Genomic DNA, 26,675 nt, shown 5'->3' with positions numbered 1-26,675 from the left:
CCGTCTGGCCGGAGTTGACCGTCCCCGGCGAGGCCCGCAAGGCCGTCCAACAGTTGCAGCAGGCCTCCAACCTTCCGGTCATCAAGATCGACATCACTGCCACCACCGCGACGCTGTCGGCACTGGACGGCCGCCGCGCCAAGGCCTGGCGGTGGACGCAGGGGCAGATCGCCGAGACCGACTCCGACATTGAGTACATCGAACAGTCCAGCTTCGACCCCGACGCCTTCAACATCGACGACGTGGGTGCGCTGTTCACCAAGGCGGCCGAGATCAGCGGCAGCACCGCTGCCCAGGAGTTGCAGATCGTGGAGCAGACACCCGGCTCGGTGATGATGGTGGTCACCACCCGCCCCGAGTCGGTGCCGGTGTTCTTCCGTCCCGACGCGTCGACGGTGAACCGGCTCGACTTCCTGACCGACTGGGGCCTGCGCGAGGCCATGCAGGACGCGATCGCCTCACGCACCCAGCTGACCTCGATGGTGCTGACCCGGGAGTCGCTCTATGCGGAGTCGGTGGACCCCAAGGATCCCCAGGCCACGCTGCGGGTCACCCGTCAGCGGATGGTGCCGGCGTTCCGCACCTCACGCAGCGAGGCAGCCACCTCCGACGCGTTCAGCCCCTCCGACGTCGACATCGCGGTCCTGCTGGAAGAGATGCGCACCCTGCCCATGAAGTGGGGTGCCCCGCAGGACGCGGTGGTCACCTGGGTGATCGACCGCCGCGACGGTCGTCCGCTGCCGACCATCCGCTTCACGCTGGACGGGCGCACGATGGTGACCGACATGATGGGCCGCGACATCACCGACGAGGTCTGAGACTCACCGGCCCGGCGTCACTGGCCCAACTCGTCGGTGCTGAACGTGTCGCACTGGTTCGGGTCGCCGGACTGGAAACCCTTCTGCACCCAGAACTTGCGCATCTGGGACGAGCCGTGGGTCCATCCGTCGGGTCGCACCCCGCCGCCGGACTGCTCCTGGATGTGGTCGTCACCCACCGCCTTGGCGGCCTCGACGATGCGATTCAGGTCGTCGGCGGTGACGTTGTCGATGACGTCGTCGGTGTTGGTCGAGGTCCACTTGAACCAGACCCCGGCGTAGCAGTCGGCCTGCAACTCCACCCGCACCGCGTTCGACGTCGGGCCGGTCTTGCCGTCCTGGCTCTTGGCGAGCACCCCGGTGAGGTTCTGGATGTGGTGGCCGTACTCGTGGCCGACGATGTAGGCCTCGGCGGCGTAGGAGCTCTGGGTGCCCAACTGTTCCAGCAGTTGACCGACGAAGGCCGTGTCGACGTAGATCTTCGAGTCGCCCGGGCAGTAGAACGGGCCCACCTGGGAACTGGCCTGGCCGCAGGCGGTGCTGACGCCGCCGCTGAAGGTGCGCATGGTCGGCGCCTGGAAGCCGTTGAGGGCCTGCGACCAGTACTGCTCCATCGAGGTCATGTAGGCCGGCCACCGGCAGTCGGGGTTGCGCTGCACGTCGGCGCCGGTGCGGCACTCGCTGTTGCTCTGGCCGGGATCATCGGTGGCCCCACCCCCGCCGAGCAGGTCGCCCGGGTTCAGCCCCAGCACCAGGGCCAGCACCACCATGATGATGCCGCCGATGCCGCCGACGGCCAGACCACCACCACGACCGCCGCCACCACCGCTGGTGACCGAGCCAGTGTTGATGAGTGCATCCTGATTGAAATCCATCCGACCGCTCCTTCGCCCCGCCATGCCCTCCGGGCTTGCTCAGCTTCACTGTAGGGGAAGGGGAACAGCGATACGGTGGTTGGTGATAGGGGCACGCGGCGTTGACTACGGTTCAGTCATCGACCCGCCCCGCGGGTGGCCTTGGCGTCCCGTTCCGTCCCCAGAGCTAGTGAGTTGGTTCGTGATGCAGATCGTTGGTGTCGCCTCCCCGGGTTCCCATGAGCTTGTCAGGGTCGACATCGAGCACGGGCTGCATCCGAAGCTTGCCTTCTGGCGGGCGGGCTGGGTGATCCAGGGCCTGCTCAGCGCCCAGCTGGTGCACGGCGAGGTGGTGATCACCGCTCGAGTGGCGCCGCGCACCTCCCGGATGCGGCCTCCACGGGTCAAGCAGCGAGGCGCCGACCCTGCCCTGGTGATTGCCGCCGGCGAGAAGCCGGTGCTCAACCAGCGCATCGCCGCCTACGCGGTGGTGCGCTCGCAGCGGGGCGTGCTCGGCACCGAGTGCTCGGGCCGCACGGCGGTGCCGGGCCTGTGGCAGTTGCCCGGTGGCGGTCTGGACCCGCACGAGTCCCCCGCCGACGCCGTCGTCCGGGAGGTGCTGGAGGAGGCCGGTCAACACGTCCGGATCAACAAGCTGCTCGATCTGCAGTCCGACCACTGGATCGGACGCGCCCCCAACGGGGTGCTGGAGGACTTCCACGCCCTGCGCATCTTCTACTCAGCGACCTGCGTGGCGCCGAGCGACCCGGTGGTGCTCGACGTCGACGGCACCACCGAACGCTCCGAGTGGGTGCCGCTGTGGCACTGGCGGTCGTTGCCGTGGACGTCGGGGTCGCGTTCGATCCTGGACAAGTACGCCACGGTCGTCCCCGCGAACTAGCCCGGACGCAACGAACCGGCGGCCGGGAGTGTTCCCGGCCGCCGGCCCGTGGTGGTGCAGCGTGCCTCAGTTGCTGCGGAAGTAGCTCAGGATGCGCAGGATTTCGGTGTAGAGCCACACCATGGTGACGGTGATGCCCAGCGCCGCGACCCAGCTCTGCTTGGCCGGTGCCCGATTGGCGACCCCACGCTCCACGGCGTCGAAGTCGGTGATCAGGTTCATCACCGCGAGCACCGCACCCAGGGCGGCGATGCCCAGCGCCAGCAGGGACATGTCGCCACCAATGGTGCGCAGACCGGTGCTGAGGCCGAACATCGAGGCCACGAAGTTGACCAGCATGGCGGCGGCGAACCCGATGGTGGCCAGGGTGACCACCCGACGGAACTTCGGGGTGACCTTGATGTTGAAGAAGCGGTACGCGGCCAGGGTGACGCCGGCCGTGGCGAAGGTGGCGATCACCGCCTGGCTGACGATGCCCGGGTACCAGGACTCGAACAGCTTGCTGAACATGCCGATGAAGACACCCTCGAAGACGGCGTAGGCCAGCACCAGGGCCGGGCTGATCGTCTTCTTGAAGGCCACCACCAGAACGGTGACGAAACCGACGATGCCCGACAACAGCAGTGCCGGCAGCATCAGGGCGTCGGGGATCAGCATCCACGCAGCGGCGGCGACGGCCGCGACGATGCCCAGGCTGACCGCTGTCTTGGCGATGACGTCGTCAAAGGTCATCAGACCCTGCTGCGGCTGCTGCTGGAACTGCTGCGGCTGGCCGTAGCCCTGCGGGTGGCCGTAGCCCTGCTGCTGGTAGCCCTGCGGCTGGAACCCCGGCGGGGCGTAGCCCTGCTGGTAGCCGAACTGCTGCGGCTGGCGGGAGTTGAAGGTGTCAATCCGGTCAAGGATGGGGTTGCCCATGGGAAGCCTCTCTGATGGCCAAAGGTGGTGCGGCCTCGGCCGCACGCACGGTCTCGAGGAACGGACACATTCTATCCAGCGTTCCCCAATGGGGCCGTCATCCCACGGATGGTTTGTCCCAGGGGCGCGTCAGGGGTGCCCCCGACGGGATTCGAACCCGCACTTGGGCGGGTTTAAGCCGCCTGCCTCTGCCGGTTGGGCTACGAGGGCGTGGTGAGCAGTCTAGAGACGACGCCAGCTCATTGGCTCAGCAGGTCGAGCGCGATGCCGTCCAGGATGTCGGACTCGCTGACCACCAGCGGACGCTGCACCCGGGTGACGATCTCGTCGAGGATCAGCGCGCCCGCGCAGATGATCTCGGCGCGCTGCGGGTGCATCGAGGCAATGGTGCGCAGCGACTCGACGGTTCGCGACAGCCAGTCGGCAGCAGTGGCGTGCACGACCTCGGGGGTGATGACCGTGTGGTGCACCTGCGAGCGGTCGTAGGCGGGAAGCCCCAGGGCGACCGCGCCCATGGTGGTCACCGTGCCGGCGACACCGATGAAGGTGCCGATGCCGTCCAGCGGCACCGCGCACTGGTCCAGCAGGGCGCCGACGTGGGCCCGGGCCTCGGCCACCTGCCCGGGGGTGGGCGGGTCTGCGTGCAGAAGGCGTTCCCGCAGCCGCACCGCGCCCATGTCCAGGCTCTCGGCCACCTCGATGGCCCCTTCGGAGCCGCGGACCAGTTCCGTTGAGCCCCCGCCGATGTCAATCACCAGCACCGGGTCGTCCTGGGCTTCGAGCCCGGCCGAGGCACCGCTGAAGCTCAACCGGGCCTCCTCGGCGCCGGCGACGATGTCGGGCATCACGCCGAAGCGCTCGTGGACCCCCTGGAAGAAGACCGCGGAGTTCGCCGCGTCGCGGGCGGCGGAGGTGGCCACGAAGCGCACCCGGTCCACTCCCCCGAGCTGGTCGATGATGCGGGCGTACTCGTCGCAGGCCGCGAAGGTGCGGGCCAGCGCGTCGGGGTGGAACTCGCCGGTGGCGTCCACGCCCTGGCCGAGGCGCACCATGGTGGTGCGCCGGGCCTCCTCCTCGAGGCGTCCGTCGGGGCGGCTGTCGGCCACCAGCAGACGAATCGAGTTGGTGCCGCAGTCGATGGCAGCGATCCTCATCGTTGGCTCCTGGCGTCACACTCGTCGGAACAGGGCTTGTTCCATAAGTCGCCGAGCTGCTCGACGGCCTCATCGCCCAGCGGGTTGATACCGGGGCCCTTCGCCAGGGAGTGCCCGACCAGCACGTGCAGGCACTTCACCCGGGTGGGCATGCCCCCGGCGCTGATGCCCTCGATCTCGGGCACCGTTCCCAGCACGGCCCGGTCGGCCAGGTAGGACTCGTGGGCGGCCCGGTAGCGGGCGACCAGGTCCTGGTCGGCGAGCAGCCGCGCCGACATCTCGGCCATCAGCCCGCTGGCCTCCAGCGTCGAGACCGCCGACGTGATCCGCGGGTTGGTCAGGTAGTAGATGGTGGGGAACGGGGTGCCCTGGGGCAGTCGCGGTTCGGTGGCCACCACCCCGGGACGTCCGCAGCGGCAGCGCCAGGCGACCCCGGCGACGCCGCGCGGTTCGCGTCCGAGTTGGGCCTCGATGATGTCGCGGTCCAGCGCGCTCATCGGCGTCAGCCCTGGCAGTGTGGGCGTGTTCTCGGTCATCTCACCTGCTCGGGCTCGGGGACGGTGCTGGTGTCGATGCTTTCACGGTGGGCTCCGCGGTCGGCGCCTGGTCGGTGGGGATGGGATCGTCGGCGGTCTTGATGGAACCAATCATCCGCTCCCACCAGACCCGGTGCTCGTCCGAGGGCAGGTCGGACTCGTTCTCCAGCTCCGATCCCTGGCCCAGGGGCTTGCCGTCGGCGCCGATCACTTTGTAGCCGACCTCGCCCGGCATCACCCAGCCGAGCCGGCTGCGCGCCTGCGCCTTGACGTAGTCCGGGTCCTGCCAGCGGGCCTTCTCGTCCTCGAGTTGCTCGATGGCGCGCTGGCGCTGCTGGATCTCGACCTGGGCGGTGGCCATCTGCTGCTGCTGGCGGAAGTAGACGCGCAGGCTGTTGAGGTAGCTGAACAGCAGGATGAACAGCACCACCACCACCGCCACGGCGCGGCGGGTGATGGCCAGCCCCCGTCCTCGTCGGGTATCGACCGGTTCGGGCGCCGCGGCGCGGGACGTGCTGGGCGGCGGGCTGCTGGTCGTGGCGCGGGCAGCACGGTCGGTGGCCCGCGACGCTGCCCGCACGCGGGGAGTGTCACCCGAGCGACGCGCCCCGGCACGTCCTGAACCGGACTTTCGACTGCTGCCTTGTGCACTCACCCGTCCAGTGTGGCGGACGGGACAAGTTCGACCCTGCCCCCCACGCGGGGACAGGGCCGAACTGCTGACTGGCTCAGGCCTGGAAGCGGGGGAACGCGGAGGCGCCGGCGTAGGTCGCGGCGTCGTCCAGGTCCTGCTCGATGCGCAGCAGCTGGTTGTACTTGGCCACGCGGTCGGTCCGGGCGGGGGCACCCGACTTGATCTGGCCACAGCCCAGGGCGACGGCCAGGTCGGCGATGGTGGTGTCCTCGGTCTCACCCGAGCGGTGGCTCATCATGGACGAGAAACCGTTGCGGTGGGCCAGGTTGACCGCGTCGATGGTCTCGGTGAGCGAACCGATCTGGTTCACCTTGACCAGCAGGGCGTTGGCGGCCTTCTCGTCGATGCCGCGCTGCAGCCGGGTGACGTTGGTGACGAACAGGTCGTCACCGACGAGCTGGACACGGTCGCCGAGGGCAGCGGCCATCTTCGACCAGCCCTCCCAGTCCTCCTCGTTCAGCGGGTCCTCGATGGAGACCATCGGGTAGGCGTCGACGAGTTCGGTGTAGTAGGCGATCATCTCGTCGGAGGTCTTGGAGCCACCCTCGAAGGAGTAGGTGCCGTCCTCGTTGTAGAACTCGGTGGCAGCGACGTCCAGCGCCAGCGCGACCTGGGTGCCGGGCTCGTAGCCGGCGGCCGTGATGGCCTCGAGGATCAGGTCGAGGGCAGCGCGGTTCGACTCCAGGTTGGGAGCGAATCCGCCCTCGTCACCCAGTCCGGTCGACAGACCCTTGTCCTTGAGCACCTTCTTCAGCGCGTGGTAGACGGTCGCACCCATCTCGACGGCTTCGGCGAAGGTCTCGGCACCGATCGGGGCGATCATGAACTCCTGGATGTCGACATTGCTGTCGGCGTGCGAGCCACCGTTGAGGATGTTCATCATCGGGACGGGCAGCACGTTGGCGGTGGGGCCGCCCAGGTAGCGGTACAGGGGCAGACCGGCCGAGTCGGCGGCGGCGTGGGCCACGGCGAGCGAGACACCCAGGATGGCGTTGGCGCCCAGCTTGGCCTTGTTGTCGGTGCCGTCGAGTTCGATCAGGGCCTGGTCGAGCAGTCGCTGCTCGCTGGCGTCGAAACCGAGCACCTCGTCGGCGATGGTCTCGACGTTCTCGATGGCCTTGCTGACGCCCTTACCACCCCAGTGGCTCTTGTCGCCGTCACGCAGTTCGACGGCCTCGAAGGCGCCGGTCGACGCGCCGGACGGAACAGCGGCGCGACCCTCGGCACCGTCCTCGAGCAGCACCTCGACCTCGATGGTCGGGTTGCCACGGGAATCCAGGATCTGGCGGGCAGCGATGAAATCGATGGTTGCCATGCGGGTTCAACCTTTCTCAGACTGTGTTGTCGTTGCAAACTCTATCGGGCAGCCCACGGCTGCGACGAACAGGGGTGAGGGTCCTTCCGCCCGTGCCCGGACGATCAGGACCAGCGGTCGGCGATCGCCTGGTAGGTCGCCATCTTGGTGGCAATGTCGTAGGTGGTCGAGGTCAGCATCAGTTCCTGCACCCCGGTCTGGGCGACCAGTGACCTCAGCTGGTCGGTCACGGCGTCGTGGGTTCCGACGAACTTGGTGGACGGGCTCTGCGCCAGCACCATCTCGTCCATCGGGGTCAACTCGTGGGCGGCGGCCGTCTCGGGGCTGACCACGGGTTCGCGGGCGCCGGTGCGAATCGAGAGCCACATCATCCGGGCGGGGCCGGCCAGGAAGTCGGCCTGTTCGTCGGTGTCGGCGGTGATCGCCGAGGTGCAGATCATCGCGTGGGGGGCGTCCAGCGCCGCCGACGGCTCGAAGCGGGCCCGGTAGGCGTCGAAGACCGACACCGGGTCCATGCCGCCGAAGTGGTGGGCATAGCAGTACCGGATGCCCAGCATGCCGGCCAGTTGGGCCGAGTAGCCCGAGGACCCGAGCAGCCACACCTCGGGGAACGAGGTGGGTGCCGGGGTCGCGCTCAGTCGGTTGACCATGGGTTCGTCCAGGCGCTCGTCGCCGAGCCAGTGCAGCACCTGCAGCACGTGACGGGGGAACTCGTCGACCGAGAGTCCGTCGACGCTGCGGCGCAGGGCCTGGGCTGTCATCTGGTCGGTGCCCGGCGCACGCCCAATGCCGAGGTCGATCCGTCCGGGGTGCAGCGCCTCGAGCAGGGCGAACTGTTCGGCGACCACGTAGGGCGCGTGGTTGGGCAGCATCACACCGCCCGAACCGACCTTGATGCGATCGGTGGCGGCCCCCAGCGCGGCGATGAGCACCGGCGGGTTCGTCGAGACCACCGACTGGGTGTTGTGGTGCTCGGCGACCCAGAACCGCCCGAATCCGGCCCGGTCTGCCTGCTGCGCCAGCCAGATGGTGTCGTTGAGGGCGTCGGACGAGGTGTGACCAGCGGTCAGGCTGGCAAGGTCAAGGACGGAAAGGGGTACGGGCATGGCCCAACCCTAGTCGGGCCTCAGGCGTCGGGGTCGATGACGAAGACGACCTTGTCACCGGCGCCGACGGCCTCGATGCCCTGCTCCCACTCCTCCAGCGGCAACACCTTGCCAATCACCGGCAGGGTGTCGACCGCGCCCTCGGCCATCAACCGCAGCGCGATGCGGAAACTGGACGCCTTCTTGCCTCGAGAGCCCACCAGTTCGAACTCGTTCTGGACCAGTTCCATCACATTGATCTCGGGGTTGGTCTTGTAGAACGCGACCAGGACGATGCGTCCTCCCTTGGACAGCGCCGGCCCGATGGTGGCCAGCACCCCGGGCGCACCGCTGCACTCAAAGACGCTGTGGGCACCGTCACCCCCGCTGACCTCGGCGACGTAGGCGGCCAGGTCTTCGACATCGGTGCGGACGAAGTGCCGGATGCCGGCCGCGCGGGCCTGCTCGAACTTGGCCTCGTGACGGCTCAACCCGGCCATCACCACGGTGGCACCCGCGGCTCGGGCGACCTGGGCGCACAGTTGGCCCACGGCCCCGGGACCATTGACAATGACCACCTCACCGGCCAGCGACGGGCTCTGTTCGATGACGGCGTGCACGGCGACGGCGGTGGGTTCGGTCAGGGCTGCGGCCAGGAACGAGACATTGTCCGGCACCCGGTGCAGCGCGCGGGCGGGCATGGCCAGGTAGTCGGCCAGGGCGCCGTCGGCGCCGCGTCCAATACCCCGACGCTCGGGGCAGCGCTGGTACTGCTCGGTGCGGCACCACCGGCAGGTGCCGCACAGCACGGCATCGGTCTCCATGGTGACCCGGTCGCCCACGCGCAGGCTGGTCACGACGCCCTCGCCGAGGGCGGCGACGATGCCGGCGGCCTCATGACCCAGCACCCGTGGGGTCAGCCCGGTGTCGGTACCGGTGATCTCGGAACGGTCGGATCCGCAGACCGCCGCCGCGACGATGCGGACCAGGATCTGGCCGGGGCCCGGCTCGGGCGTGGGACGCTCCTCCAGGACAACGTCAAGGGGCTGGGGCGACTGCTTGACAAGTGCTCGCATGGGGCAAGCCTAGGCCAGAAAAAATTCAGCCCGTGAGACATGTCACTACTTGTGCATACATGTATAGACTCAGCCCCACCACTGTCCCTCAACGTAGAGGTAACACCATCATGGAACGCAATTACATCCTTGGTATTGACGCCGGCACCTCGGTCATCAAGGCAGCCCTGTTCGATCGCGACGGCAACGAGGTTTCTCGCGGCGCCCGCAACGTCCCCATCCACAACCCCACGCCCCAAGAGGCCGAGGAGGACATGTTCGACGTCTGGGAGGCCGCCACCACGGCCATCCAGGAGGCTCTCACCGGCTCGGGCGTCAGCCCTGACGAGATCCTGGCGGTCGGCCTGACCGGGCAGGGTGACGGATCCTGGATGATCAACAAGGACGGCGAACCTGTCGGGCCGGCCATCCTGTGGACCGACGGCCGCGCCGGGGACATCGTCGAGGCGTGGATGGCCGACGGGTCGACCACCAAGCAGTTCTCCCTGACCGGCAACGGTCCCTACGCCGGCACCGCCAGCGCCATCCTCAAGTGGCGTCTGGAGAACCAGCCCGAGCTGATGGTCGAAGGCAACGTGCACCTGTGGTGCAAGGACTGGATCGGCTTCAAGCTGACCGGCGTCGCCAAGGGCGACCCCTCCGACGCCAGCCTGATGGGCATCGACATGGCCAGCCGCACCTACTCCGACGAGGCCATGGAGATCCTCGGCATTACCGACGCCAAGGTCGTCCTGCCCGAACTGCTGCACCCCCATGAGCAGCTCGGCGAGATCACCGACCAGGCCGCCGGGGTGACCGGACTGCCGAAGGGACTGCCCGTCTTCAAGGGCTCGGTCGACATCTCCGCCTCCTCGCTGGGCGTCGGCGTCGCCAAGCCCGGCGACTGCATGGCGGTGGTCGGCACCGCCGGCATCGTGACTGTCGCCGGCACCGACCCGGTCAACGAGACCGCTCCCGAGGACGTGGGCTGGATGATCCCGCACACCCCCGAGACCTGGATTCGTTCCATGGGCCTGAGCTTCTGCACGCCCAACCTCGACTGGTACCTGCGGGAACTGGGTGGCTCCTTCCGCCGCGAGGCCGAGGCCAAGACCCAGGGCAACCTGTACGAGTACCTCGACCAGGTCGTCGAGCAGACGCCCATCGGGTCGAACGGGCTGATCTTCCACGGCTACCTGGCACCGGGTGGGGAGCGGGCCCCGTTCACCAAGCCGGACGCCCGCGGCATGTTCAACGGCATCAACAACTCCCACACCCGCAATGACATGCTGCGCGCGGTGTACGAGGGTGTCGCCCTGGGCATCCGTGACTGCCTGGACGCCATTCCGACCGAGGTGAACGTGGTCCGGATGGCCGGTGGCGGCGCCAACTCCCCGGTGTGGGCGCAGATCTTCGCCGACGTCCTGGGCCGCACCATTGAGGTTCCCGCCGGCACCGAGTTCGGGGCCAAGGGTGCTGCGATCGCTGCTGCCGTGGGCGTGGGTCGTTACGCCAGCTACGCCGAAGGCGCCGAGCACATGGTGCACGTGCGTCGCACCTACACCCCCAACGCCGAGAACACCGCCAAGTACGACAAGTTCTTCGGTGTCTACAAGCGGATCCGTCTGGCGATGCTGGACATCTGGGACGACCTGGCCGACGCCGTGGACTACGCCAACGCCAACTGAGTCGTTGCGGGGGACGACCCCCCTCACCCCCGCAACACCCCGCCGCGGGGGCGGGTTGTCTCCGGACGGCCCGCCCCCGCGGCCTGTGCCCACCACCATGGCAGGCTGGGACACCACACACCCAGGAGGCAACCTTGGCCGTCTTCTACGACTCGATCGAACCAAAGCTGGTGGAGTTCATCGAACGCCAGCACCTGTTCTTCGTCGGCACCGCCGCAGCCGACGGCCGGGTGAATGTCTCGCCGAAGGGACTCGACTCGTTCCGGGTGCTCGGCCCGAACAGGGTCGCCTGGCTCAACGGCACCGGCAGCGGCAACGAGACCGCCGCCCACATCCGGCAGGTGCCACGGATGACGGTCATGTTCTGCTCCTTCGAACGCAAGCCCTGGATCCTGCGGCTGTACGGCACCCCCAGCATGGTCCAGCACGGCGACCCGGACTGGGACGAGTTGCTGGCCCTGTTCCCGCCCATGCTGGGCGCCCGACAGGTCTTCGTCCTCGACGTGGACCAGGCCATGACCGCCTGCGGCTACGGCGTTCCGCTCTACGACTTCGCCGGCGACCGCGAGACCATGCACCAGTGGTCGCAGAAGAAGGGTCCGGAGGGACTCGTGAAGTACCAGCACCAGAAGAACACCGTCTCCATCGACGGCTTCGATGCCGGCCTGCAAACGGCTCCCCTCGGAACGGGGAACGACGGTTGATGGTTCGCGCGTGGCCCGTCCACTGCGTGGCTTGTATGCACATGTATAGCCGGTTCGGGTAGCATGGCCGCATGCTCCCCAAAGTCCTGATCGGCCACAGCTCCAAGAGTTACTTCTCGCTGGCCGACGCGCACCACTGGGCCCAGGTCGTCGCGAGCGAACTGCAGGCCCGCTACCCCGACCGGTCCCACCCCGGCAGGGGCACCTTCCTGTGCGTGCCCTACCCGCTGCTGCCGATCATGATCGACAAGCTCGGCCCCTCGGGCATGGCGTTGGGCACCCAGGACCTGTCCCAGTTCGGTCCCGGCGCCCACACCGGTGAGGTCAGCGCCGAACTGCTGTCCGAGATCGGCAGCAAGTTGACCATGCTCGGGCACCCCGAACGCGTGCACCAGTTGGGCGAGACCGAGGAGATGATCGGCGCCAAGGCCGGTCAAGCCTCCCGCCACGGGATCACCCCGATCCTGGTCGCCGGGGAACCCGACCCCACCCACGACCCCCGCGAGGTGATGGCCGCCCAGTTCGACCTGCGCCTGCGGGATGTTCCGCTGGACGCCGAGGTGATGATCGCCTACGAGCCGACCTGGGCCATTGGTGCTCCCGAACCCGCTCCCCCGGCCCACGTCGTCAAGGTGGTGGCCACGATCCGCGAGATGCTGGCCGATCGGCCGAACCTGCGTCTGGTCTATGGCGGCAGCGCCCAGCAGGGCACCTTCTCGGCGATCGTCGACCACGCCCGTCAGGTGGGCTCCCCCGAGGGCATTCCCGACGGCGTGTTCCTGGGCCGGTTCGGGCTGGACCCCCACTCCTTCCTGGCCGTCGTCGACGAGGTGCGCTCGGCACTGGCCGAGCAGTGAACAAACAAGTTCCCCAGAGCACGCGCCTGCGCACAAAGAAGTAGCCAGCAGCCCGAATAGAGGATCTGACTCGTAGTGAGGCCGCTGGCTACTTCTTTGTGACACCAGGTCCTCGCCGGCGGGGACGGCGATGGATGCGTCGCCCGATCAGATGTCGAAGCAGCTCGCGGGTCTGGTCCCAGTTCTGCATCACGTCCTGGTAGGTGAGGCGGATCACCTGGAACCCGAGCGCTGCCAAGGCCTGGTCGCGACGACGGTCGGCGGCGTAATTGTTCGACCCGGTGTGGTGCGCGATGGAGTCACACTCGATCACCAACCTGTCGCCCACCAGCATGTCGACGAAACCGACGCTTGCCACATGGAACTGGGGTTGGACCTCCACCCCCTGCCGCTCGAGGAACCTGCGGACCCGAGTTTCTGGGCCAGACATGGACCGCCCATCGACCCGGCCGATCGCCCGCAACTGCTTCAGGGACAGGTGGGCGGTCAACTCAGTGCTCTCATCAACGGTGATGAAACCCTTGTTGAGGGCGGACTCCAGGACGATGGCGGCTCCTTCCGCTCCACGGCACGAGACGGCATGGCGCAGCGAGGCCCGCAGCGGCAGCACCGGTTCGTCATCGGGCCATCGTCGCAGCGGCCGGTGCTCAATCACACCCGCTGGCGTTCGGCTCGAGCACTGACGACCGACCTCGTGCGGCCAGGGCGATTCAGGGATAAACACCCCGTGGACCTCCAGAGCCGACGCGCACGTCAGGCGATGGTTTCGGCGCAACGCTCTGGCTACCTCCCCGGGGGTGATCGCGGTGCCGAACCAGTGCGGCCCAAACCGTTGCAACTGCCCCAGGTTCACCAGTCGGTCGATGCCACGAGCACTGTGACCAGCGTCAAGTAGGTCGCGACGGCTGCACACCTGCAGGCGAGTTTTCAGCGCCGTGAGCGGCAGCGGCGTCCACATGTGCCCATGGTGCTCACTTCAGGAAGGCTGCAAAAGCGCTATCTAAGAACCTGTGGATAACCCAGCAGTGTGGGCGAGGGACAAAGAAGGAGCCGGCGCACGAATTCACGACGTTTGACACCTGGTGAGGCGGCTGGCTACTTGTTTGTGTCCATCACCCGGCACGCCCCGGCCTGAATGGGTCAAGCGAGCACGCCCCAGCGGGCGATCGCAGCCTGCAGCTCAGCCCCAGTGGCTTCGCCGAGCGGCACCCCGGCGGCCGTCGCCTCCATGGCCTGGAACATGGCGCGGACCCCTGCCGCCGCCCCCATGGGGTGACCCTGGATCGCGCCGCCGACCCCGAGCACGATATCGGTGCCGAGGTCGTTGACGTAGCGGGTCACGGTCCCCGGGTGCACGCCGCCCCCGACGATCGGCATGGTGGCGCGCAGGGTGCCCAGCGGCTCACTCAGCCGCGAGGCCGTCTGCAGGTAGCTGTTGACCGTGATCGGGTAGCCGCCGAACGGGGTGTTGACCAAAGCCAGGTCGGCGCCGGCCAGACGGGTCAACAGCCCGCAGGCCAGGTCACTGCTCATCCCCGACCCCGCGCTCTCGTAGAAGGGGGCAGCGCCGGCGAAGTGGCCCAGGATGGGCACCCCCAGTTCGTCGCGCAGCATCTGCACCGCGCCGTACCCGACCGTGGTGTAGGCCACCATCAGCGCCTCGGCGCCCGCCTCGACGGCAGCTCGGGCCGTCGCCAGCATCCGGTCGGGACGATCGGTGACGTTCGGCAGGTAGATGGTGCGCCGACCGGTCTCGGCCGCGGCCCGCTCGGCAGCGGCGCGGAAGGCCTCGACCCGCTGCAACACGGTGGAGTAGCTGGTGTTGCCCATCAGCTCGTCGTCCTTGATCAGGTCGATGCCGCCGCGCGCGGTCTCCTCAAAGATCTTGGCGGCGGCCTCGGGGGCCAGACCGACGCAGGGCTTGAGCATGTTCAGCAACAGCGGACGATCATGGACGCCGGTCAGTTCACGCAACCCCTGGACCCCGTGGCGGGGGCCGCCAAACTGCCCCAGCAGGGCCTCGGGGAAGTCCAGGCCGACCAGTTTGGCCTCCATCGAGGTGGACGCGTCATTGCCGATCACCGTGTTCAGCAGCTGGGGAATCGAGTCCCCGACGTTGATCGCCGGAATGCCGACCGTGGCCAGGTACCCGACGGGGCCCTGCGCCTGGGTGGTGGTGGTGTCGGCGGCGGGCACCGAGAACAGCCGCCGCACCGTGCCTTCGTGGCGGTCCTTCAACTCGGGGGTCAGCCCTGGCACCTCGACCCAGGTGCCGGTGGTCTGTCCCACCGCGAACTTCCGGACGACGGCGCGCACGTCGGCGTCAGGAGGCAGGGTGAAGGCGTAGGTGGCTTCGATCAACTCAGACATGGTGAACTCCTCAACAGTGGCCCGACAACGTCTTTCGGTCGGCCCTACCGCGCCGCGGCAGCAGTCATCAGCAATCAGCCTACCGTCCGCCGAACATGTATGTACATGTCTTGACATGTATGAGGCAGGTCACCTACGGTGGTCCCACGTGCAACCATGACACCATCACGAGCGCGCCCAACGGCCGCCGCGTCATGGCAGCAACCACGCAACGATGCGTCCCCCAGCGGGGGTGCCCACAGGAAGCGACGATCTCGTGAACTACATCCTTGGAATTGACGAAGGTACCACCAGCGCCCGCGCCTTCATTACCGACCTTGAAGGCAACGTCAAGGGCATGGGTCAGGCCGAACTGACCCAGATCTACCCCAGCCCCGGCTGGATCGAGCACGACCCCCAGCAGATCATCAACACCCAGCTCGAGGTCATCCGCGCCGCCCTGCGCCAGGCCGGCATCTCGCCGAGCGAACTGTCCGCCGCCGGTCTGACCAACCAGCGCGAGTCCGCCCTGGTCTGGGACCGCAAGACCGGTCAGCCGCTGTACAACCTGATCGTCTGGGCCTCGCGCCAGTCGACCCCCATCGTTGAGCGCTGGGTGGCCGAGGGTCTCGGCGAGATGATCGAGGAGCGCACCGGCCTCATCCCGGACGCCTACTACTCGGCGTCCAAGATCCGCTGGATCCTCGACCACGTCGAGGGCGCCCAGGAGCGTGCCGAGCGCGGCGAGCTGATGGCCGGCACCGTCGACACCTGGCTGATCTGGAACCTGACCGGCCGCAAGGAGTTCAAGACCGACGTCTCGAACGCCTCGCGCACCATGATGATGAACTTCCGCACGCTGCAGTGGGACGACGAGCTGCTGGCCGCCTACCGGATCCCGCGCAACATGCTGCCCGAGATCGTCCAGTCCAACGCCCTGTTCGGGGACCTCGAGGACACCTTCGGCAGCCCCGTGCCGCTGAACGGCGTGCTGGGCGACCAGCAGGCTGGCCTGTTCGGCCAGGCCGCGTTCAACAAGGGCCAGAACAAGATGACCTTCGGCACCGCCGGCGTCATGAACATCAACTGTGGCACCGAGCCGCAGCGCGTCGCCGGACTGACCCCCTCGGTGGGTTGGGGCGTCGATGGCGAGACCACCTACGAGATCGAGGGCGTCGTCTTCTCGATGGGCAAGACGATGCAGTGGCTGCGCGACGACCTGCAGCTGATCCATGCGGCCCCCGACTCGGAGTGGTACGCCGGGCAGGTTCCGAGCACCGACGGCGTCTACCTGATTCCGGCCTTCACCGGTTTCGCGGCCCCGCACTGGGACCCCCACGCCCGCGCGTCCATCATCGGCATGAGCAACACCACCACCCGCCTGCACATCATCCGGGCAGCGGTCGAGTCAATGGTCTTCCAGACGCGCGACCTGGTCGAGGCGGCTCGTTCCACCGTCGAGATGCCCGAACTGCGCATTGACGGCGGCGCCGTGAAGAACAACCTGCTGTGCCAGATGCTCGCCGACCAGCTGGGCATCCCGGTCATCCGCCCGAAGAACGCCGAGGCGGCCGTCTACGGCGCCATCACCATCGGCGGTCTGGGTGCCGGCCTGTACAGCGGCCTGGACCAGTTGGCCGACCAGTGGAAGGTCGACCGTACCTTCGAGCCCCAGGTCAGCCGCGACGAGGCCGACGCCAACTACCACGGCTGGAGCGAAGCCGTGGAGCTGTCGAAGGGCTGGGCCCGAAAGATCAACAAGGAGGCCTGATCCTTCCACGAGGGGGCGCCGTGACGGCGCCCCCTCGTGCCATGCTTCAGACATGGCAGCACGACCGGCCCACCGGCCGATTGCACGAACCTGATGATGTGAATGGAGCTGTTGTGAACGCCCGCCTGAACGACCCGAGTGCCATGACCCTGGACGAACATGCCGTCGCCGCCTCGGGGGGTGAGCTGCAGCACGTCATCACCGGACCCGGCGCACTGGACCGGCTGGGTGAGGTGGTCACGACACTGCACCCGGCCGGTCCGGTGCTGCTGGTGCGCGACGCCACCGACAAGCTGGTCAACGGCCAGGACCTGGTCGCGCTGACCAAGGACATCATCAGCGCCGCCCTGGCCGACCTGGGCGCGCACGACACCCTGATCGACTTCATCGTCCCGGCCGCCCGCGACCATGACGTGATCAATGACGAGGTCACCGTCGCCGCCGTCCAGCAGGCCGGCAAGGAGGCGTCCCTGGTCATCGGACTGGGTTCGGGCACCATCGGCGACGTCGCCAAGATGGCCAACGCCGAGGCACCGCTGGTGCTGGTGCAGACCGCCCTGTCGGTCAACGGGTTCGCCGACCCGCTGTCGGTCCTGGTGGTCAACGGCGCCAAGCGCACCTCGCCGTCCCGGTGGCCCTCGATCATCCTGATCGACGACGACATCGTCTCGCAGGCCCCGGCCCGGATGGCCCAGTCGGGGGTTGGTGATGCGGTCGCGATCTGGTCGGCCCCGGCCGACTGGTACCTGTCCAGCAAGCTCGGCATGGGAGGCAGCTACGACCCGTCGGTCTACCAGCCGATCCGCGAGTCGTGCATGGTGCTGCAGGACCCGGACGACGCCGTCGCCCGCCACGGCCTGGTGGACGGACTGACCCGCGGTGGCCTGCAGATCGGCATGGCCGGCAGCACCGCACCGCTCTCGGGGGTCGACCACCTGGTCAGCCACGTGCTGGACATGGCGGCCATGGCCGAGGGCCGGGAGCACGACTACCACGGCGCCCAGGTGGGGGTGGCGACCATCGTCGCGCTGGCCCTGTGGGAGATCATCCACGAGCGGGACCTGTTGAACGTGAACACTGTCGAACTGGAATACCCCACCGACCTCGAGCAGCGCACCCGAGACACCTGGAATCGCATCGACCCGACCGGCAAGCTCGGCGACGAGTGCTGGGACGCGGTGGGCAACAAGGCCAGGAAGTGGGCTCGGGCCAGCCGCGCAGGTTTCGACTCGGCCGGCGACCAGCACCGCGACCATCTGGCCGACCTGACTCCCCCGGCAACCCTGGCCGCCGACACGTTGCTGCGCTGGGACGCCCCGACGAAGTTCAGCCAACTGACCCCACCGGTTGACGCCGCCCAGGCCCGGTGGGCCCTGCTGGCGCTGCCGTTCATGCGCGACCGGTTGACCGTCTGCGACCTGTTGTTGATGCGTGGGCTGTGGAACGATGAGCTGATGGACGAGGTCTTCGCCCGCGCCGAACACGCCGGTGGGGGTCTCTGAGCAGCAGCCCTGTCCCACCTCCCGGGGAGCGTCATGGACCAGCACACCAGCGCCCAGCGCGACGCCTACAACCGCATCGCACAGCTCTATGACCGCACCGAGATGCTGCAACGCCCGTTCCTGGGCGCCACCCGCGCCGACCTACTGGGCAGGGCACGGGGTCGCACCCTGGAGGTGGCCTTCGGCAGCGGGCACAACCTGCGCCACTACCCCGCCGACGTCGAGGTCGTGGGGCTCGACCTGAGCCCGGCCATGCTCGCGCTCGGCCGGGCCCGGGCCGATCGGTGGGGTCGGCAGGTCGACCTGGTCGAGGGCGACGCCCAGCACCTGGACCTGCCCGACCGCTCCTTCGACACGGTCAGCTGCCTGCTGGCCCTGTGCAGCATCGGTGACCAGCAGGCGGCCCTCGCCGAGATGCACCGGGTGCTGCGACCGGGCGGGCTGCTGCTGTTGATGGACCACATCGAGTACACCCGGTGGCCGCTGCGTGCGGTCGAGGCACGCAAGACCCGCCCACGGCGACTGCCCCGCGCCGTGGCCGAGCAGGTCGGCTTCGTGGTCGACCACCATCACCGGGTGGGTCTGGGGTTCGTGGAGGCGGTCGTGGCACATCGTCGGGCAGCGTGAGGCAGACCACGATGACGCAGACCGCAGATGAGCGCCGCGACCAGGTGCTGGCCGAACTCGCCGACCTGGCCGACCCCGGGCTTCGGGCCGTGAACCAACGCCACGGTGATGACCATGGCGTGAACCTGGGCGCGCTGCGAGCCCTGGCCAAGCGACTGAAGACCGACCACGAGCTGGCCATGCTGCTGTGGGCCACCGGTGACACCGCGGCCCGCCTCGTCGCGCTGCTCATCTGTCGGCCCAAGGCGTTCACGGCCGACGAACTGGACGCGATGCTGCGAGCCGTCCGCGGCCCCAAGGAGCACTACTGGCTGGTCAACTACGTGGTCAAGAAGAGCGGTCACGCCGAGCAGTTGCGCCACCGGTGGTTCGCCGACGCCCACCCCCGGGTCGCCAGCGCCGGCTGGGAACTCACCAGCGAGGCGGTCCGCAAGTCGCCGGACCTGCTCGACCTGCCCGGTCTGCTCGATCTGGTCGAGGCGCGGATGGCCGACGCCCCCGACCCGCTGCAGTGGGCGATGAACGAGACGTTGGCCACGATCGGCATCCACCACGAGCACCTGCGCCGTCGGGCCATCGACATCGGGGAACGGCTCGAGGTCCTCAAGGACTACCCCACCGCGCCGAACTGCACCTCGCCGTTCGCGCCCCTCTGGATCGCCGAGATGGTCTCGCGCCAACGCTGACGTGCCCGGACCCCCGCAGGGGTCCGGGCACGTCGGTGCGACAGCGTCGTGATCAGATCACGATCTGCAGCGGGTTCTCCACGATCTGGCGGAACCGGGCCAGCCACTGGGCAGCCACGGCCCCGTCGGCGGCGCGGTGGTCGACCGACAGGGTCACCGTGCACACGGTGGCCACGGCCGGCTGGCCGTCCTCGCCCACCACGATCTGCGGCTTGGCCGCACCCACGGCCAGGATGCCGGCGTGCGGCGGGTTGATGATGGCGCTGAACTCGTCAACGCCGTACATGCCCAGGTTGCTGATGGTCAGCGTGCCGCCCTCGAGCTCGTTCTGCTGCAGACGGCCCTCGTTCGCGCGGACCACGGCCTCCTTGATGGCGGTCGCCAGACCGGTCAGGGAGGTGCCGGCGACGTTGCGGAACACGGGCGTCACCAAGCCCTTCTCCGAGGCGACCGCGACGGCCACGTCGACCTGGTCGTAGGTGATGGTCGCCTCATCGGTCCAGGTGACGTTCATCTCCGGAACGTCGACCAGGGCCCGGGCAGCGGCCTTGACGATCAGGTCGTTGACCGAGATCTTCACCGGCGAGGCCTCGTTGAGTTGCTTGCGCAGCCCCAGCAGGGCGTCCATGTTCAGCGCCGCCTTCAGGTAGAAGTGCGGGGCGTCACGCTTGGACTGCTGCAGGCGCGAGGCGATCAGGCGTCGCAGCTTGCTGTTCGGCACAGCGGTACCACCCTGCGGGACCGGCTGGGCGGCTGCGGGGGCAGCGGCCTGGGCCGGGGCAGCGGCGGCCACCGGGGCCTGCTCCGCGGCCTGGTCACCGGACTCCAGGGCTGCCAGCACGTCGACCTTGCGGATGCGTCCGCGCGGTCCCGTCCCGGCCAGGCCCTCGAGGTTGATGCCGTGCTCGACGGCCATCTTGCGGGCCAGCGGGCTGACGAAGATGCGCTCCCCGTCGGCGCGCGACGGCGCCGGAGTTGACGGAGCGGCGGTCGCTGCCGGGGTCGACGGGGCGGCGGGTGCCTCGACGGTCTCGGCCGGAGCGGCCATGTCCTCGGCGATGGCCTCGGTCGGTGCCTCCTCGGCGGGGGTGGCGGGGGCCGCCTCCACCTCGGGAGCCGCCTCGGCGGCAGGGGCGCCACCCAGTTGGGCCACCAGGACGTCTCCGGCGGCGGCGTCGTCCCCGGCCTGCAGCAGCACGGCGACAGGGTCGCCGACGGTCACCGTCTCGCCACCCGCACGCACGATCTTGTGGATGGTGTAGTCGGCGTCGGCGTCAACGTCGACCAGCGCCTTCTCGGTCTCCACGCAGATGAGCGGCTCGCCCTTCTTCACCGACGCGCCCTCTTCGACGTACCACTTGTCGAGGAGTGCCTCGTCGGAATCGGCGGAGACTCCCGGCATTCGCAGGAATGTTGCCATGGGTCAGTTTCCCTTCACGATGTCGTTGAGGGCAGCCACGATGTCGGGGGTGTTCGCATTCGCGGCCTGCTCCAGTGCCTTGGAGATGCTCGGCGAGGCCTCCCCACCGGTGACGCGCGCCACCGGCGCATCCAGGTAGTCGAAGAAGCGTCGCTGGATTTCGTCGGCGACCCAGCCGCCGTAGGAGGTGCCCTGGGCGCCCTGCTCGACGATGACGACGTTGTTGGTCTTCTTGATCGACTCCCCGACGGTCTCCCAGTCGAAGGTGGCGCGGTCGAGCCAGCGCAGGTCGATGACCTCGCCGTCGACGCCGGACTGCTCGACGGCGTCCAGCGCGCGCGCGACCATGGACAGGTAGGAGATCACGGTGACCTCCGAACCCTCACGGCGCACCGCGGCCTTGCCGAAGGGCAGGACGAAGTCGAGGTCCTTGGGTGCCAACTGCTCGGTCTTGTACAGGTCGGCGTCATGCTCGAGCACGGCGACGGGGTCACCGGTCTGCATGGCGGCGTTGAGCAGGCCGACGTAGTCGAGGGCATTGGACGGGGCGATGATGCGGAACCCGACCGAGGTGGCGAAGATGCCTGCGGGGTCCATCGAGTGCTGGGATCCGTAGCCGGTGGTGGTGCCGATCTTCATCCGCAGCAGCATCGCCATCGGGTGCTCGCCGCCGAACATGTGGCGCGCCTTGGCGATCTGGTTGAAGATCTGGTCGGCGGCCACCCAGATGAAGTCGGCGTACATGAGCTCGACGACGGGGTAGAAGCGGCCGTCCAGGGCGATGCCGCCGCCCAGACCGGTGAAGCCGGCCTCGGAGATGGGGGTGCCGAGGCAGCGGTCGGGGAAGCGGTCGGCCAGGTTCTTGGTGGCGCCACGCGAACCGCCCGAGAGCTTGTGGACGTCCTCGCCCATCACCACGATCTTGTCGTTGGTCTCCATCCGGCGGTTCATCACGTCGGCGACCACGTCGACGAACTTCTTCTTCTCGAGGTCACCCTCACTGAAGTCGGCGGTGTCCTTGACGGTGAGCCCCTCGTAGGTGGGGGCCTCGCCGCGGATGTTCACGTCAATGAAGTCGGCCGAGGGCCACAGTTCGGGGCGGATCTTCAGCGCACCGGGCTTGCCGTCGGGGTCGGGCTCGGTCAGCCGGGCGCTGACGTCCTTGTTGGCCTTGACGGCGCGCGCGGCCAGGGCATCCAACTGCTCGCGGGTGGCAAGGCCACGGCGGATCAGCTGGGCCTCGAGCAGCTTGATGGGGTCACGCTCACGCCACTCGGCCTCCTCGTCCTTGGATCGGTAGCCGAAGGCCGAACCCGGGAACGGACCGTTCTGGTGGAAGTAGCGGTAGGTCTCGACCTCGATGATGGCCGGCCCCTTGCCGCTGCGCATGTACTCCAGCGCCTGCAAGGTGGCGAGGTAGACGGCCAGGACGTCCTGCCCGTCGACGCGCCAGGCCGGGATGCCGAAGCCGATGCCGCGGCTGGACAGGCGGGGCTCGCCGGTGGCCTCGAAGACGTTGGTCGAGACGGCGTACTGGTTGTTCTCGATGAAGAACAGGGTGGGCAGGTCCCAGGCGGCGGCCAGGTTCATGGCCTCCAGCACCGAGCCGATGTTGGCGGCGCCATCACCGAAGTAGGTCACCGAGACGTTGTCGGTGCCGGCCTGCTTGTGTGACCAGGCGAAACCGGTGGCGAAGGGGACGGCACCGCCGACGATGGCGTTGGTGCCCATGGCACCCATCTCCTTCCACTGCAGGTGCATGGAGCCGCCACGGCCCTTGCAGTACCCGTCGCTGAGGCCGGCGATCTCGCTCATGGTCCGGTACAGGACGTCCACGATGTCATCACTGAACTCGCCGTCGAGGGTGAAGCCATCCGGGTTGACGCCGTTGAACACCTTGGCCAGGAACTGGTGGTGGCCACGGTGCGAACCGTTGACCTGGTCGGCGACGACCAGGGGAAGAGCCGAACCGACAGCACCGGCCTCCTGCCCGATCGAGGAGTGTGCCGGGCCATTGATCAGCTTCTGGCCGGCCAGGTTCAGCACCTCCTCCTCGAAGGTGCGGATGAGGTGCATCTGGACGATGGCATTCTGCAGCAGAGTCGGGTCGGCGGCGTCCCAGTCGGCTGGGGTCGTCTTGAGTTCCACCCAGGGGGTGGTCGGCTTCAAATTCTTGACGGTAGGCATGGATCCTTGTCCTCATCGAGGCGACATTCGCCTGGTGTTCGGGGGGCGCGCCGCGAGGCGCCGACGCCGGTTCCAGCGATGGTTCCCGTTAAGCTTGAGGGATAAACCTTTGCGGGGCACTCGTTCCGGCAGACAATTGGGAGTATACATGCCTATACATGTATGCACCATGCGGCCACGATCACGAGACATGACGCAGGGGCATCCCTCACAACGGACCTAGAGAAGGCAGCACGGTGGTAGTAGAGACGCTCAACCGGAAGTCAGCGATACCGCTGTACGTGCAGCTGGCCGACATCTTGCGGACGAAGATCCAGGACGGCGAGTGGGAACCGGACGAGAAGATTCCGTCCGAGAACGAACTCAACCGCATGTACGGCCTCAGCCGGATGACGGTGCGCCAGGTGCTGACGAACCTGGTCGATGAAGACCTGTTGTACCGGGTGCACGGCAAGGGCACCTTCGTGGCGCACCGCAAGATCTCGACCCGATCCCCCTCCTACCAGGGCATCCGGGAGCAACTCGAGGCGCAGGGCTTCGACACCAACACCGAGGTGCTGGTCGAGGACCTGGTGCCCGCCGATGCCCGCGTCGCGCGCCACCTCGGCATCGAGGTCGGCGACAACGTCTACCGGATCCGTCGGGTGCGCCGGGTCGACGGCAGTCCCATCTCGATCCACGAGAGCTTCGTCCCCGAGAAGTTGGCGCCGCGGCTGCTGGAGGCCGACCTCGCCAAGCAGCAGTTGTGCACGGTGCTGGAACGTGACCACGGGCTGCGGATGGCCACGGTGCAGGAGTCGCTGGAGTCGGCACTGGCCACCAAGTCCGAGGCGGAGGCGCTCGCGGCCCGTCCCGGCACCCCGGTGCTGCTGCTGCAGCAGCACATCCGTCACGACGACGGCCAGATGTTCGAGTTCACCAAGATCGTCTTCCGCGGCGACAAGGTGAAGCTGGAGTTCCACTACGACCTGTGAGGTCGTCGTCCCACTCTCTTGTCCCGTTCGGCCACCGCCGTGGCGCCGATGCTGGCGGCGGTGACGAGCAGCACCGCCACCCACGAGGCGACGCCGAGCCACTGGCCGAGCAGCAAGGCACCGACCAGGGCCGCGAAGCCGGGTTCAAGGCTGAGCAGGATGCCGAAGACGTGCCGCGGCAACCGGCGCAGCGCCGCGAACTCCAGCGAGTACGGGACCACTGAGCCGAGCAGTCCGGTGCCGATGGCCAGCACCACCAGGACAGGGTCGGCGAACAGTGCGACCGCGCCCTGGGCGCCCAGCGGCAGCATCGCCAACGCGCCGACCGCCATGGCGACAGCGAGCGGCCCCTGCCCCGGCGCCATGGCACCCACGCGAGCGCCGAGCAGGATGTAGATCGCCCACAACGTGGCGGCCACCAGGGCGAACAGCACCCCCAGGGGATCCAGGGGGGTCTCGCCGCGGAAGCCGTCCAGACCGAGCAGGGCGACCCCGCCCAGCGCCATCACCACCCACAGCAGGTCGCGTGGGCGTCGGGACAGGACGGCTGACAGGGTCAGTGGGCCCAGGAATTCGAGGGTGACGGCCACCCCCAGCGGCAACCGTTCGACCGCGGCGTAGAAGAAGCCGTTCATGGCCCCCAGCGACAGGCCGAACAGGACCACCCAACGCCAGGTGCGGGCCGTCCAGCCCGAGGTGCGGGGACGCACCACGACCAGCAGGATGAGGGCCGCGGCCACCAGCCGCACCGAGGTGACACCCCAGGCCCCGGCGACCGGGAACAACTGGGTGGCCAGGGCGGCCCCGAACTGCAATGACAGGCAACTGCCCATCACCATCAGGGCCGCACTGGAACGATTCAGCTGGTTCAGGGTCAGACCGCTCGCGCGGCGAGGGCTTCCTCGAGCGAGGCCAGGTTGATGACCCCGTCGTGGGTCAGGTCGGGACCGGCCAGGGTGGTGGCGGGCTGGTCCGGCTCCCCCAGGTAGCTGACCACGGTCGCCGCCGCCGGGAAGGGGTCCTCGGTGGTGTAGTGGCTGACGGTGACGACATGGGTCAGGCCGGCGTTCTCGGCGGCCTTGGCGCCGGCTTCGGAGTCCTCGATGACGACGGCCTCGTCGGCGCTGACACCCAGGGCCTCCAGCGCCATCAGGTAGATGTCGGGGGCAGGCTTCTTGGCCTTGACCATGTCACCGGCGAAGACACCGGCCATTCGGGCCCGGTTCTCGGGGCCGATCACCGAGGCCAGCACGGCCTCGACCGAGCCGACGGCGGAGGTGGAGGCGACCGCCACCTGCCAGCCGGCGTCCAGGGCCTCCTCGATGAGGCGGCGCACCCCGGGGCGGCCGGGCAGCTTGCCGGCCTCGACGATGTCGACGTAGGCGGCCGACTTGGCCTTGTGGAACTCGGCGATCCGGGCGTCGAGCTCGGCGCCCTCACCCAGACCATGATCAGGGTTCTGCGACAGGTAGTGGCGCAGGCGCTCCTTGCCGCCGCCGATCTTGAGCAGCTGACCGTACTCGTCGGTCCCCCACTGGAAGCCGACGCCCGCGTCGGCGAAGACCTGGTTGAAGGCGACCAGGTGGCCGTCGAGTTCGGTGTCGGCGAGGACGCCGTCGCAGTCGAGGATCAGTGCGCGGCTCATGCCTGTGCCTTTCCGGCCGAACCGAACAGGTTGATGTGCTCGGTGACGGTGGCCTTCATGGCCTCGATCTGGTCGGCGAAGAGCTTGACCGGCTCCCACTTGCCTGATGCCTCGGCGGCCTTCAGGTGTTCCAGGGCGCTGTGCATGAAGGCAAGCTTCAATGCGGTGGAGATGTTGATCTTGGACACCCCCGCCGTGATGAAGCGGGTGAACTCCTCGGCCGAGAGGCCGGTGCCACCGTGCAGGACGATGGCCAGGTCGGTCTTCGACGCGAACTCCTCGACGCGCTCGAACAGCAGGACGGGCGAGGCCTTGTACAGGCCATGGGCGGTGCCGAGCTGGGGGGCGATCAGGTCGGTGCCGGTGTCGGTGGCAACCTCGATCAGCTTGTCGACGGAGTAGCTGTGCTTGGCGGTGTCCGACCCGACGCCGTCCTCGACCCCGATGATGTTCTCGATCTCGGACTCGACGTCGACGCCGGCGGCATGCGCTTCGGCGACGACCTCACGGGTCTCGGCCCAGGCGGTGTCCAGGTCGCGGTCGCTGGCGTCGAAGAGCACCGACGACCAGCCGTACTTGATGGCCTCGGTGATCACGGCCCGGTCGGGGCAGTGGTCCAGGTGCAACGCGACGGGGACGTCGACGCGTGCGGCGGCGAGCTTGGCGGCGGCGCCCAGCGCCTCGGCGCCGAGCACCTTGAGGGTCTTGACCGAGGTCTGCAGGATGATCGGCGACCGGGCCTCGTTGGCGGCATCAACAACGGCGTTGAGCGACAACTGGTCCACGATGTTCACGGCGGGCACGGCGTAACCGCCTGCCTTGGCCGCCAGAGTCAGCGCCTTGGTGCTGGCGAAAGTCATAGTGTGCTCCTGAAGGGGGTAGTTCACGTCGATTAACGGCGAGTATACATGTATATACGAGTGCATACAACGCGCCGG

General features: G+C 68.3%; 25 protein-coding genes and 1 tRNA gene. 10 read left to right on the top strand and 16 right to left on the bottom strand.

The window, feature by feature from the left end; all coding sequences use genetic code 11:
* Positions 1 to 818 (top strand): hypothetical protein (locus IPV09_RS07115; protein ID WP_207474541.1); only part of this gene is annotated, 818 nt, incomplete at its 5' end.
* A gap of 17 nt (positions 819 to 835) precedes the next feature.
* Here the strand turns inward: IPV09_RS07115 and IPV09_RS07110 are convergent.
* A complete protein-coding gene (locus IPV09_RS07110; protein ID WP_207474540.1) occupies positions 836 to 1,693 on the bottom strand; it encodes a neutral zinc metallopeptidase in 858 nt (285 codons plus the stop codon).
* A 250-nt stretch (positions 1,694 to 1,943) separates the two neighbouring features.
* On the opposite strand from IPV09_RS07110, the gene IPV09_RS07105 reads away from it, so the two are divergent.
* Positions 1,944 to 2,573 carry an NUDIX hydrolase gene (locus IPV09_RS07105; protein WP_242681351.1) on the top strand — a complete coding sequence of 210 codons (630 nt, stop codon included), beginning with the start codon at positions 1,944 to 1,946 and terminating at the stop codon, positions 2,571 to 2,573.
* A 66-nt stretch (positions 2,574 to 2,639) separates the two neighbouring features.
* On the opposite strand, the gene IPV09_RS07100 is transcribed toward IPV09_RS07105, so the two are convergent.
* From IPV09_RS07100 to IPV09_RS07065, 8 genes are all read right to left on the bottom strand, one after another.
* Complete coding sequence (locus IPV09_RS07100) at positions 2,640 to 3,488, bottom strand: Bax inhibitor-1/YccA family protein (RefSeq protein ID WP_207474538.1); 849 nt, start codon at positions 3,486 to 3,488, stop codon at positions 2,640 to 2,642.
* Positions 3,489 to 3,624: 136 nt separating this feature from the next.
* Positions 3,625 to 3,698: transfer RNA gene (locus tag IPV09_RS07095), tRNA-Leu, on the bottom strand.
* A gap of 29 nt (positions 3,699 to 3,727) precedes the next feature.
* A complete protein-coding gene (locus IPV09_RS07090; protein WP_207474537.1) occupies positions 3,728 to 4,642 on the bottom strand; it encodes a Ppx/GppA phosphatase family protein in 915 nt (304 codons plus the stop codon).
* Entirely contained in the window at positions 4,639 to 5,178 is a 540-nt protein-coding gene (locus IPV09_RS07085) for a DUF501 domain-containing protein (RefSeq protein ID WP_370590250.1), read from the bottom strand. Before IPV09_RS07085 ends, IPV09_RS07090 begins: the two co-directional genes overlap by 4 nt.
* A gap of 1 nt (position 5,179) precedes the next feature.
* Positions 5,180 to 5,758, bottom strand: a complete 579-nt coding sequence (locus IPV09_RS07080) for a septum formation initiator family protein (RefSeq protein WP_370590249.1) — start codon at positions 5,756 to 5,758, stop codon at positions 5,180 to 5,182.
* A 148-nt stretch (positions 5,759 to 5,906) separates the two neighbouring features.
* Positions 5,907 to 7,187: a phosphopyruvate hydratase gene (gene eno, locus IPV09_RS07075; protein WP_207474536.1), complete on the bottom strand. Its 1,281-nt coding sequence runs from the start codon at positions 7,185 to 7,187 to the stop codon at positions 5,907 to 5,909.
* A gap of 104 nt (positions 7,188 to 7,291) precedes the next feature.
* Positions 7,292 to 8,293, bottom strand: a complete 1,002-nt coding sequence (locus IPV09_RS07070) for an LLM class flavin-dependent oxidoreductase (protein ID WP_207474535.1) — start codon at positions 8,291 to 8,293, stop codon at positions 7,292 to 7,294.
* A 20-nt stretch (positions 8,294 to 8,313) separates the two neighbouring features.
* Positions 8,314 to 9,348 carry a zinc-binding dehydrogenase gene (locus IPV09_RS07065; protein ID WP_207474534.1) on the bottom strand — a complete coding sequence of 345 codons (1,035 nt, stop codon included), beginning with the start codon at positions 9,346 to 9,348 and terminating at the stop codon, positions 8,314 to 8,316.
* Positions 9,349 to 9,458: 110 nt separating this feature from the next.
* Here IPV09_RS07065 and IPV09_RS07060 point away from each other — a divergent pair, with 110 nt between their 5' ends.
* The 3 genes from IPV09_RS07060 to IPV09_RS07050 all read left to right on the top strand — a co-directional run bounded on the left by IPV09_RS07060 (position 9,459) and on the right by IPV09_RS07050 (position 12,576).
* The gene (locus IPV09_RS07060) at positions 9,459 to 11,015 is read left to right on the top strand and encodes an FGGY-family carbohydrate kinase (RefSeq protein ID WP_207474533.1); all 1,557 of its coding nucleotides are present in this window, start codon (positions 9,459 to 9,461) and stop codon (positions 11,013 to 11,015) included.
* A 134-nt stretch (positions 11,016 to 11,149) separates the two neighbouring features.
* Positions 11,150 to 11,719 carry a pyridoxamine 5'-phosphate oxidase family protein gene (locus IPV09_RS07055; protein ID WP_207474532.1) on the top strand — a complete coding sequence of 190 codons (570 nt, stop codon included), beginning with the start codon at positions 11,150 to 11,152 and terminating at the stop codon, positions 11,717 to 11,719.
* Positions 11,720 to 11,790: 71 nt separating this feature from the next.
* The gene (locus IPV09_RS07050; protein ID WP_207474531.1) at positions 11,791 to 12,576 is read left to right on the top strand and encodes a triose-phosphate isomerase family protein; all 786 of its coding nucleotides are present in this window, start codon (positions 11,791 to 11,793) and stop codon (positions 12,574 to 12,576) included.
* 88 nt (positions 12,577 to 12,664) lie between these two features.
* Here IPV09_RS07050 and IPV09_RS14640 read toward each other — a convergent pair whose 3' ends face one another.
* A complete protein-coding gene (locus IPV09_RS14640) occupies positions 12,665 to 13,231 on the bottom strand; it encodes a DUF559 domain-containing protein (RefSeq protein ID WP_207474530.1) in 567 nt (188 codons plus the stop codon).
* A gap of 485 nt (positions 13,232 to 13,716) precedes the next feature.
* Positions 13,717 to 14,946 carry a RuBisCO large subunit C-terminal-like domain-containing protein gene (locus IPV09_RS07040; protein ID WP_207474529.1) on the bottom strand — a complete coding sequence of 410 codons (1,230 nt, stop codon included), beginning with the start codon at positions 14,944 to 14,946 and terminating at the stop codon, positions 13,717 to 13,719.
* 256 nt (positions 14,947 to 15,202) lie between these two features.
* On the opposite strand from IPV09_RS07040, the gene IPV09_RS07035 reads away from it, so the two are divergent.
* From IPV09_RS07035 to IPV09_RS07020, 4 genes are all read left to right on the top strand, one after another.
* Positions 15,203 to 16,696 (top strand): glycerol kinase, encoded by a 1,494-nt coding sequence (locus tag IPV09_RS07035; protein ID WP_207474528.1) that lies wholly within the window; start codon positions 15,203 to 15,205, stop codon positions 16,694 to 16,696.
* 113 nt (positions 16,697 to 16,809) lie between these two features.
* On the top strand, positions 16,810 to 18,198 hold the full coding sequence (locus tag IPV09_RS07030) for an iron-containing alcohol dehydrogenase (RefSeq protein WP_207474527.1): 1,389 nt from the start codon (positions 16,810 to 16,812) through the stop codon (positions 18,196 to 18,198).
* Positions 18,199 to 18,231: 33 nt separating this feature from the next.
* Positions 18,232 to 18,825, top strand: a complete 594-nt coding sequence (locus IPV09_RS07025) for a class I SAM-dependent methyltransferase (RefSeq protein ID WP_207474526.1) — start codon at positions 18,232 to 18,234, stop codon at positions 18,823 to 18,825.
* Positions 18,826 to 18,836: 11 nt separating this feature from the next.
* The gene (locus IPV09_RS07020) at positions 18,837 to 19,511 is read left to right on the top strand and encodes a DNA alkylation repair protein (RefSeq protein WP_207474525.1); all 675 of its coding nucleotides are present in this window, start codon (positions 18,837 to 18,839) and stop codon (positions 19,509 to 19,511) included.
* Between the two features lie 52 nt (positions 19,512 to 19,563).
* Here the strand turns inward: IPV09_RS07020 and IPV09_RS07015 are convergent, their stop codons facing one another.
* Entirely contained in the window at positions 19,564 to 20,931 is a 1,368-nt protein-coding gene (locus IPV09_RS07015; RefSeq protein ID WP_207474524.1) for a dihydrolipoamide acetyltransferase family protein, read from the bottom strand.
* 3 nt (positions 20,932 to 20,934) lie between these two features.
* Positions 20,935 to 23,118: a thiamine pyrophosphate-dependent enzyme gene (locus IPV09_RS07010; RefSeq protein ID WP_207474523.1), complete on the bottom strand. Its 2,184-nt coding sequence runs from the start codon at positions 23,116 to 23,118 to the stop codon at positions 20,935 to 20,937.
* A gap of 236 nt (positions 23,119 to 23,354) precedes the next feature.
* On the opposite strand from IPV09_RS07010, the gene IPV09_RS07005 reads away from it, so the two are divergent.
* The gene (locus tag IPV09_RS07005; RefSeq protein ID WP_207474522.1) at positions 23,355 to 24,092 is read left to right on the top strand and encodes a GntR family transcriptional regulator; all 738 of its coding nucleotides are present in this window, start codon (positions 23,355 to 23,357) and stop codon (positions 24,090 to 24,092) included.
* Here IPV09_RS07005 and IPV09_RS07000 read toward each other — a convergent pair.
* The 3 genes from IPV09_RS07000 to IPV09_RS06990 are packed head-to-tail and all read right to left on the bottom strand — an operon-like array spanning position 24,080 to position 26,597.
* Positions 24,080 to 24,925 (bottom strand): DMT family transporter, encoded by an 846-nt coding sequence (locus tag IPV09_RS07000; protein WP_207474521.1) that lies wholly within the window; start codon positions 24,923 to 24,925, stop codon positions 24,080 to 24,082. The genes IPV09_RS07005 and IPV09_RS07000 overlap by 13 nt on opposite strands.
* 41 nt (positions 24,926 to 24,966) lie before the next feature.
* Positions 24,967 to 25,737, bottom strand: coding sequence for an HAD-IA family hydrolase (locus IPV09_RS06995; protein ID WP_207474520.1), 771 nt, complete (start codon positions 25,735 to 25,737; stop codon positions 24,967 to 24,969).
* Complete coding sequence (locus IPV09_RS06990; protein ID WP_207474519.1) at positions 25,734 to 26,597, bottom strand: class II fructose-bisphosphate aldolase; 864 nt, start codon at positions 26,595 to 26,597, stop codon at positions 25,734 to 25,736. The genes IPV09_RS06995 and IPV09_RS06990 overlap by 4 nt, the downstream gene beginning before the upstream one ends.
* Positions 26,598 to 26,675: the final 78 nt, after the last annotated feature.

Origin of the sequence: Tessaracoccus sp. SD287 (genome assembly GCF_017355265.1) — a bacterium.
Classification (GTDB): Bacteria; Actinomycetota; Actinomycetes; order Propionibacteriales; family Propionibacteriaceae; genus Aestuariimicrobium.
This window is presented reverse-complemented; position numbering and strand designations above follow the sequence as displayed.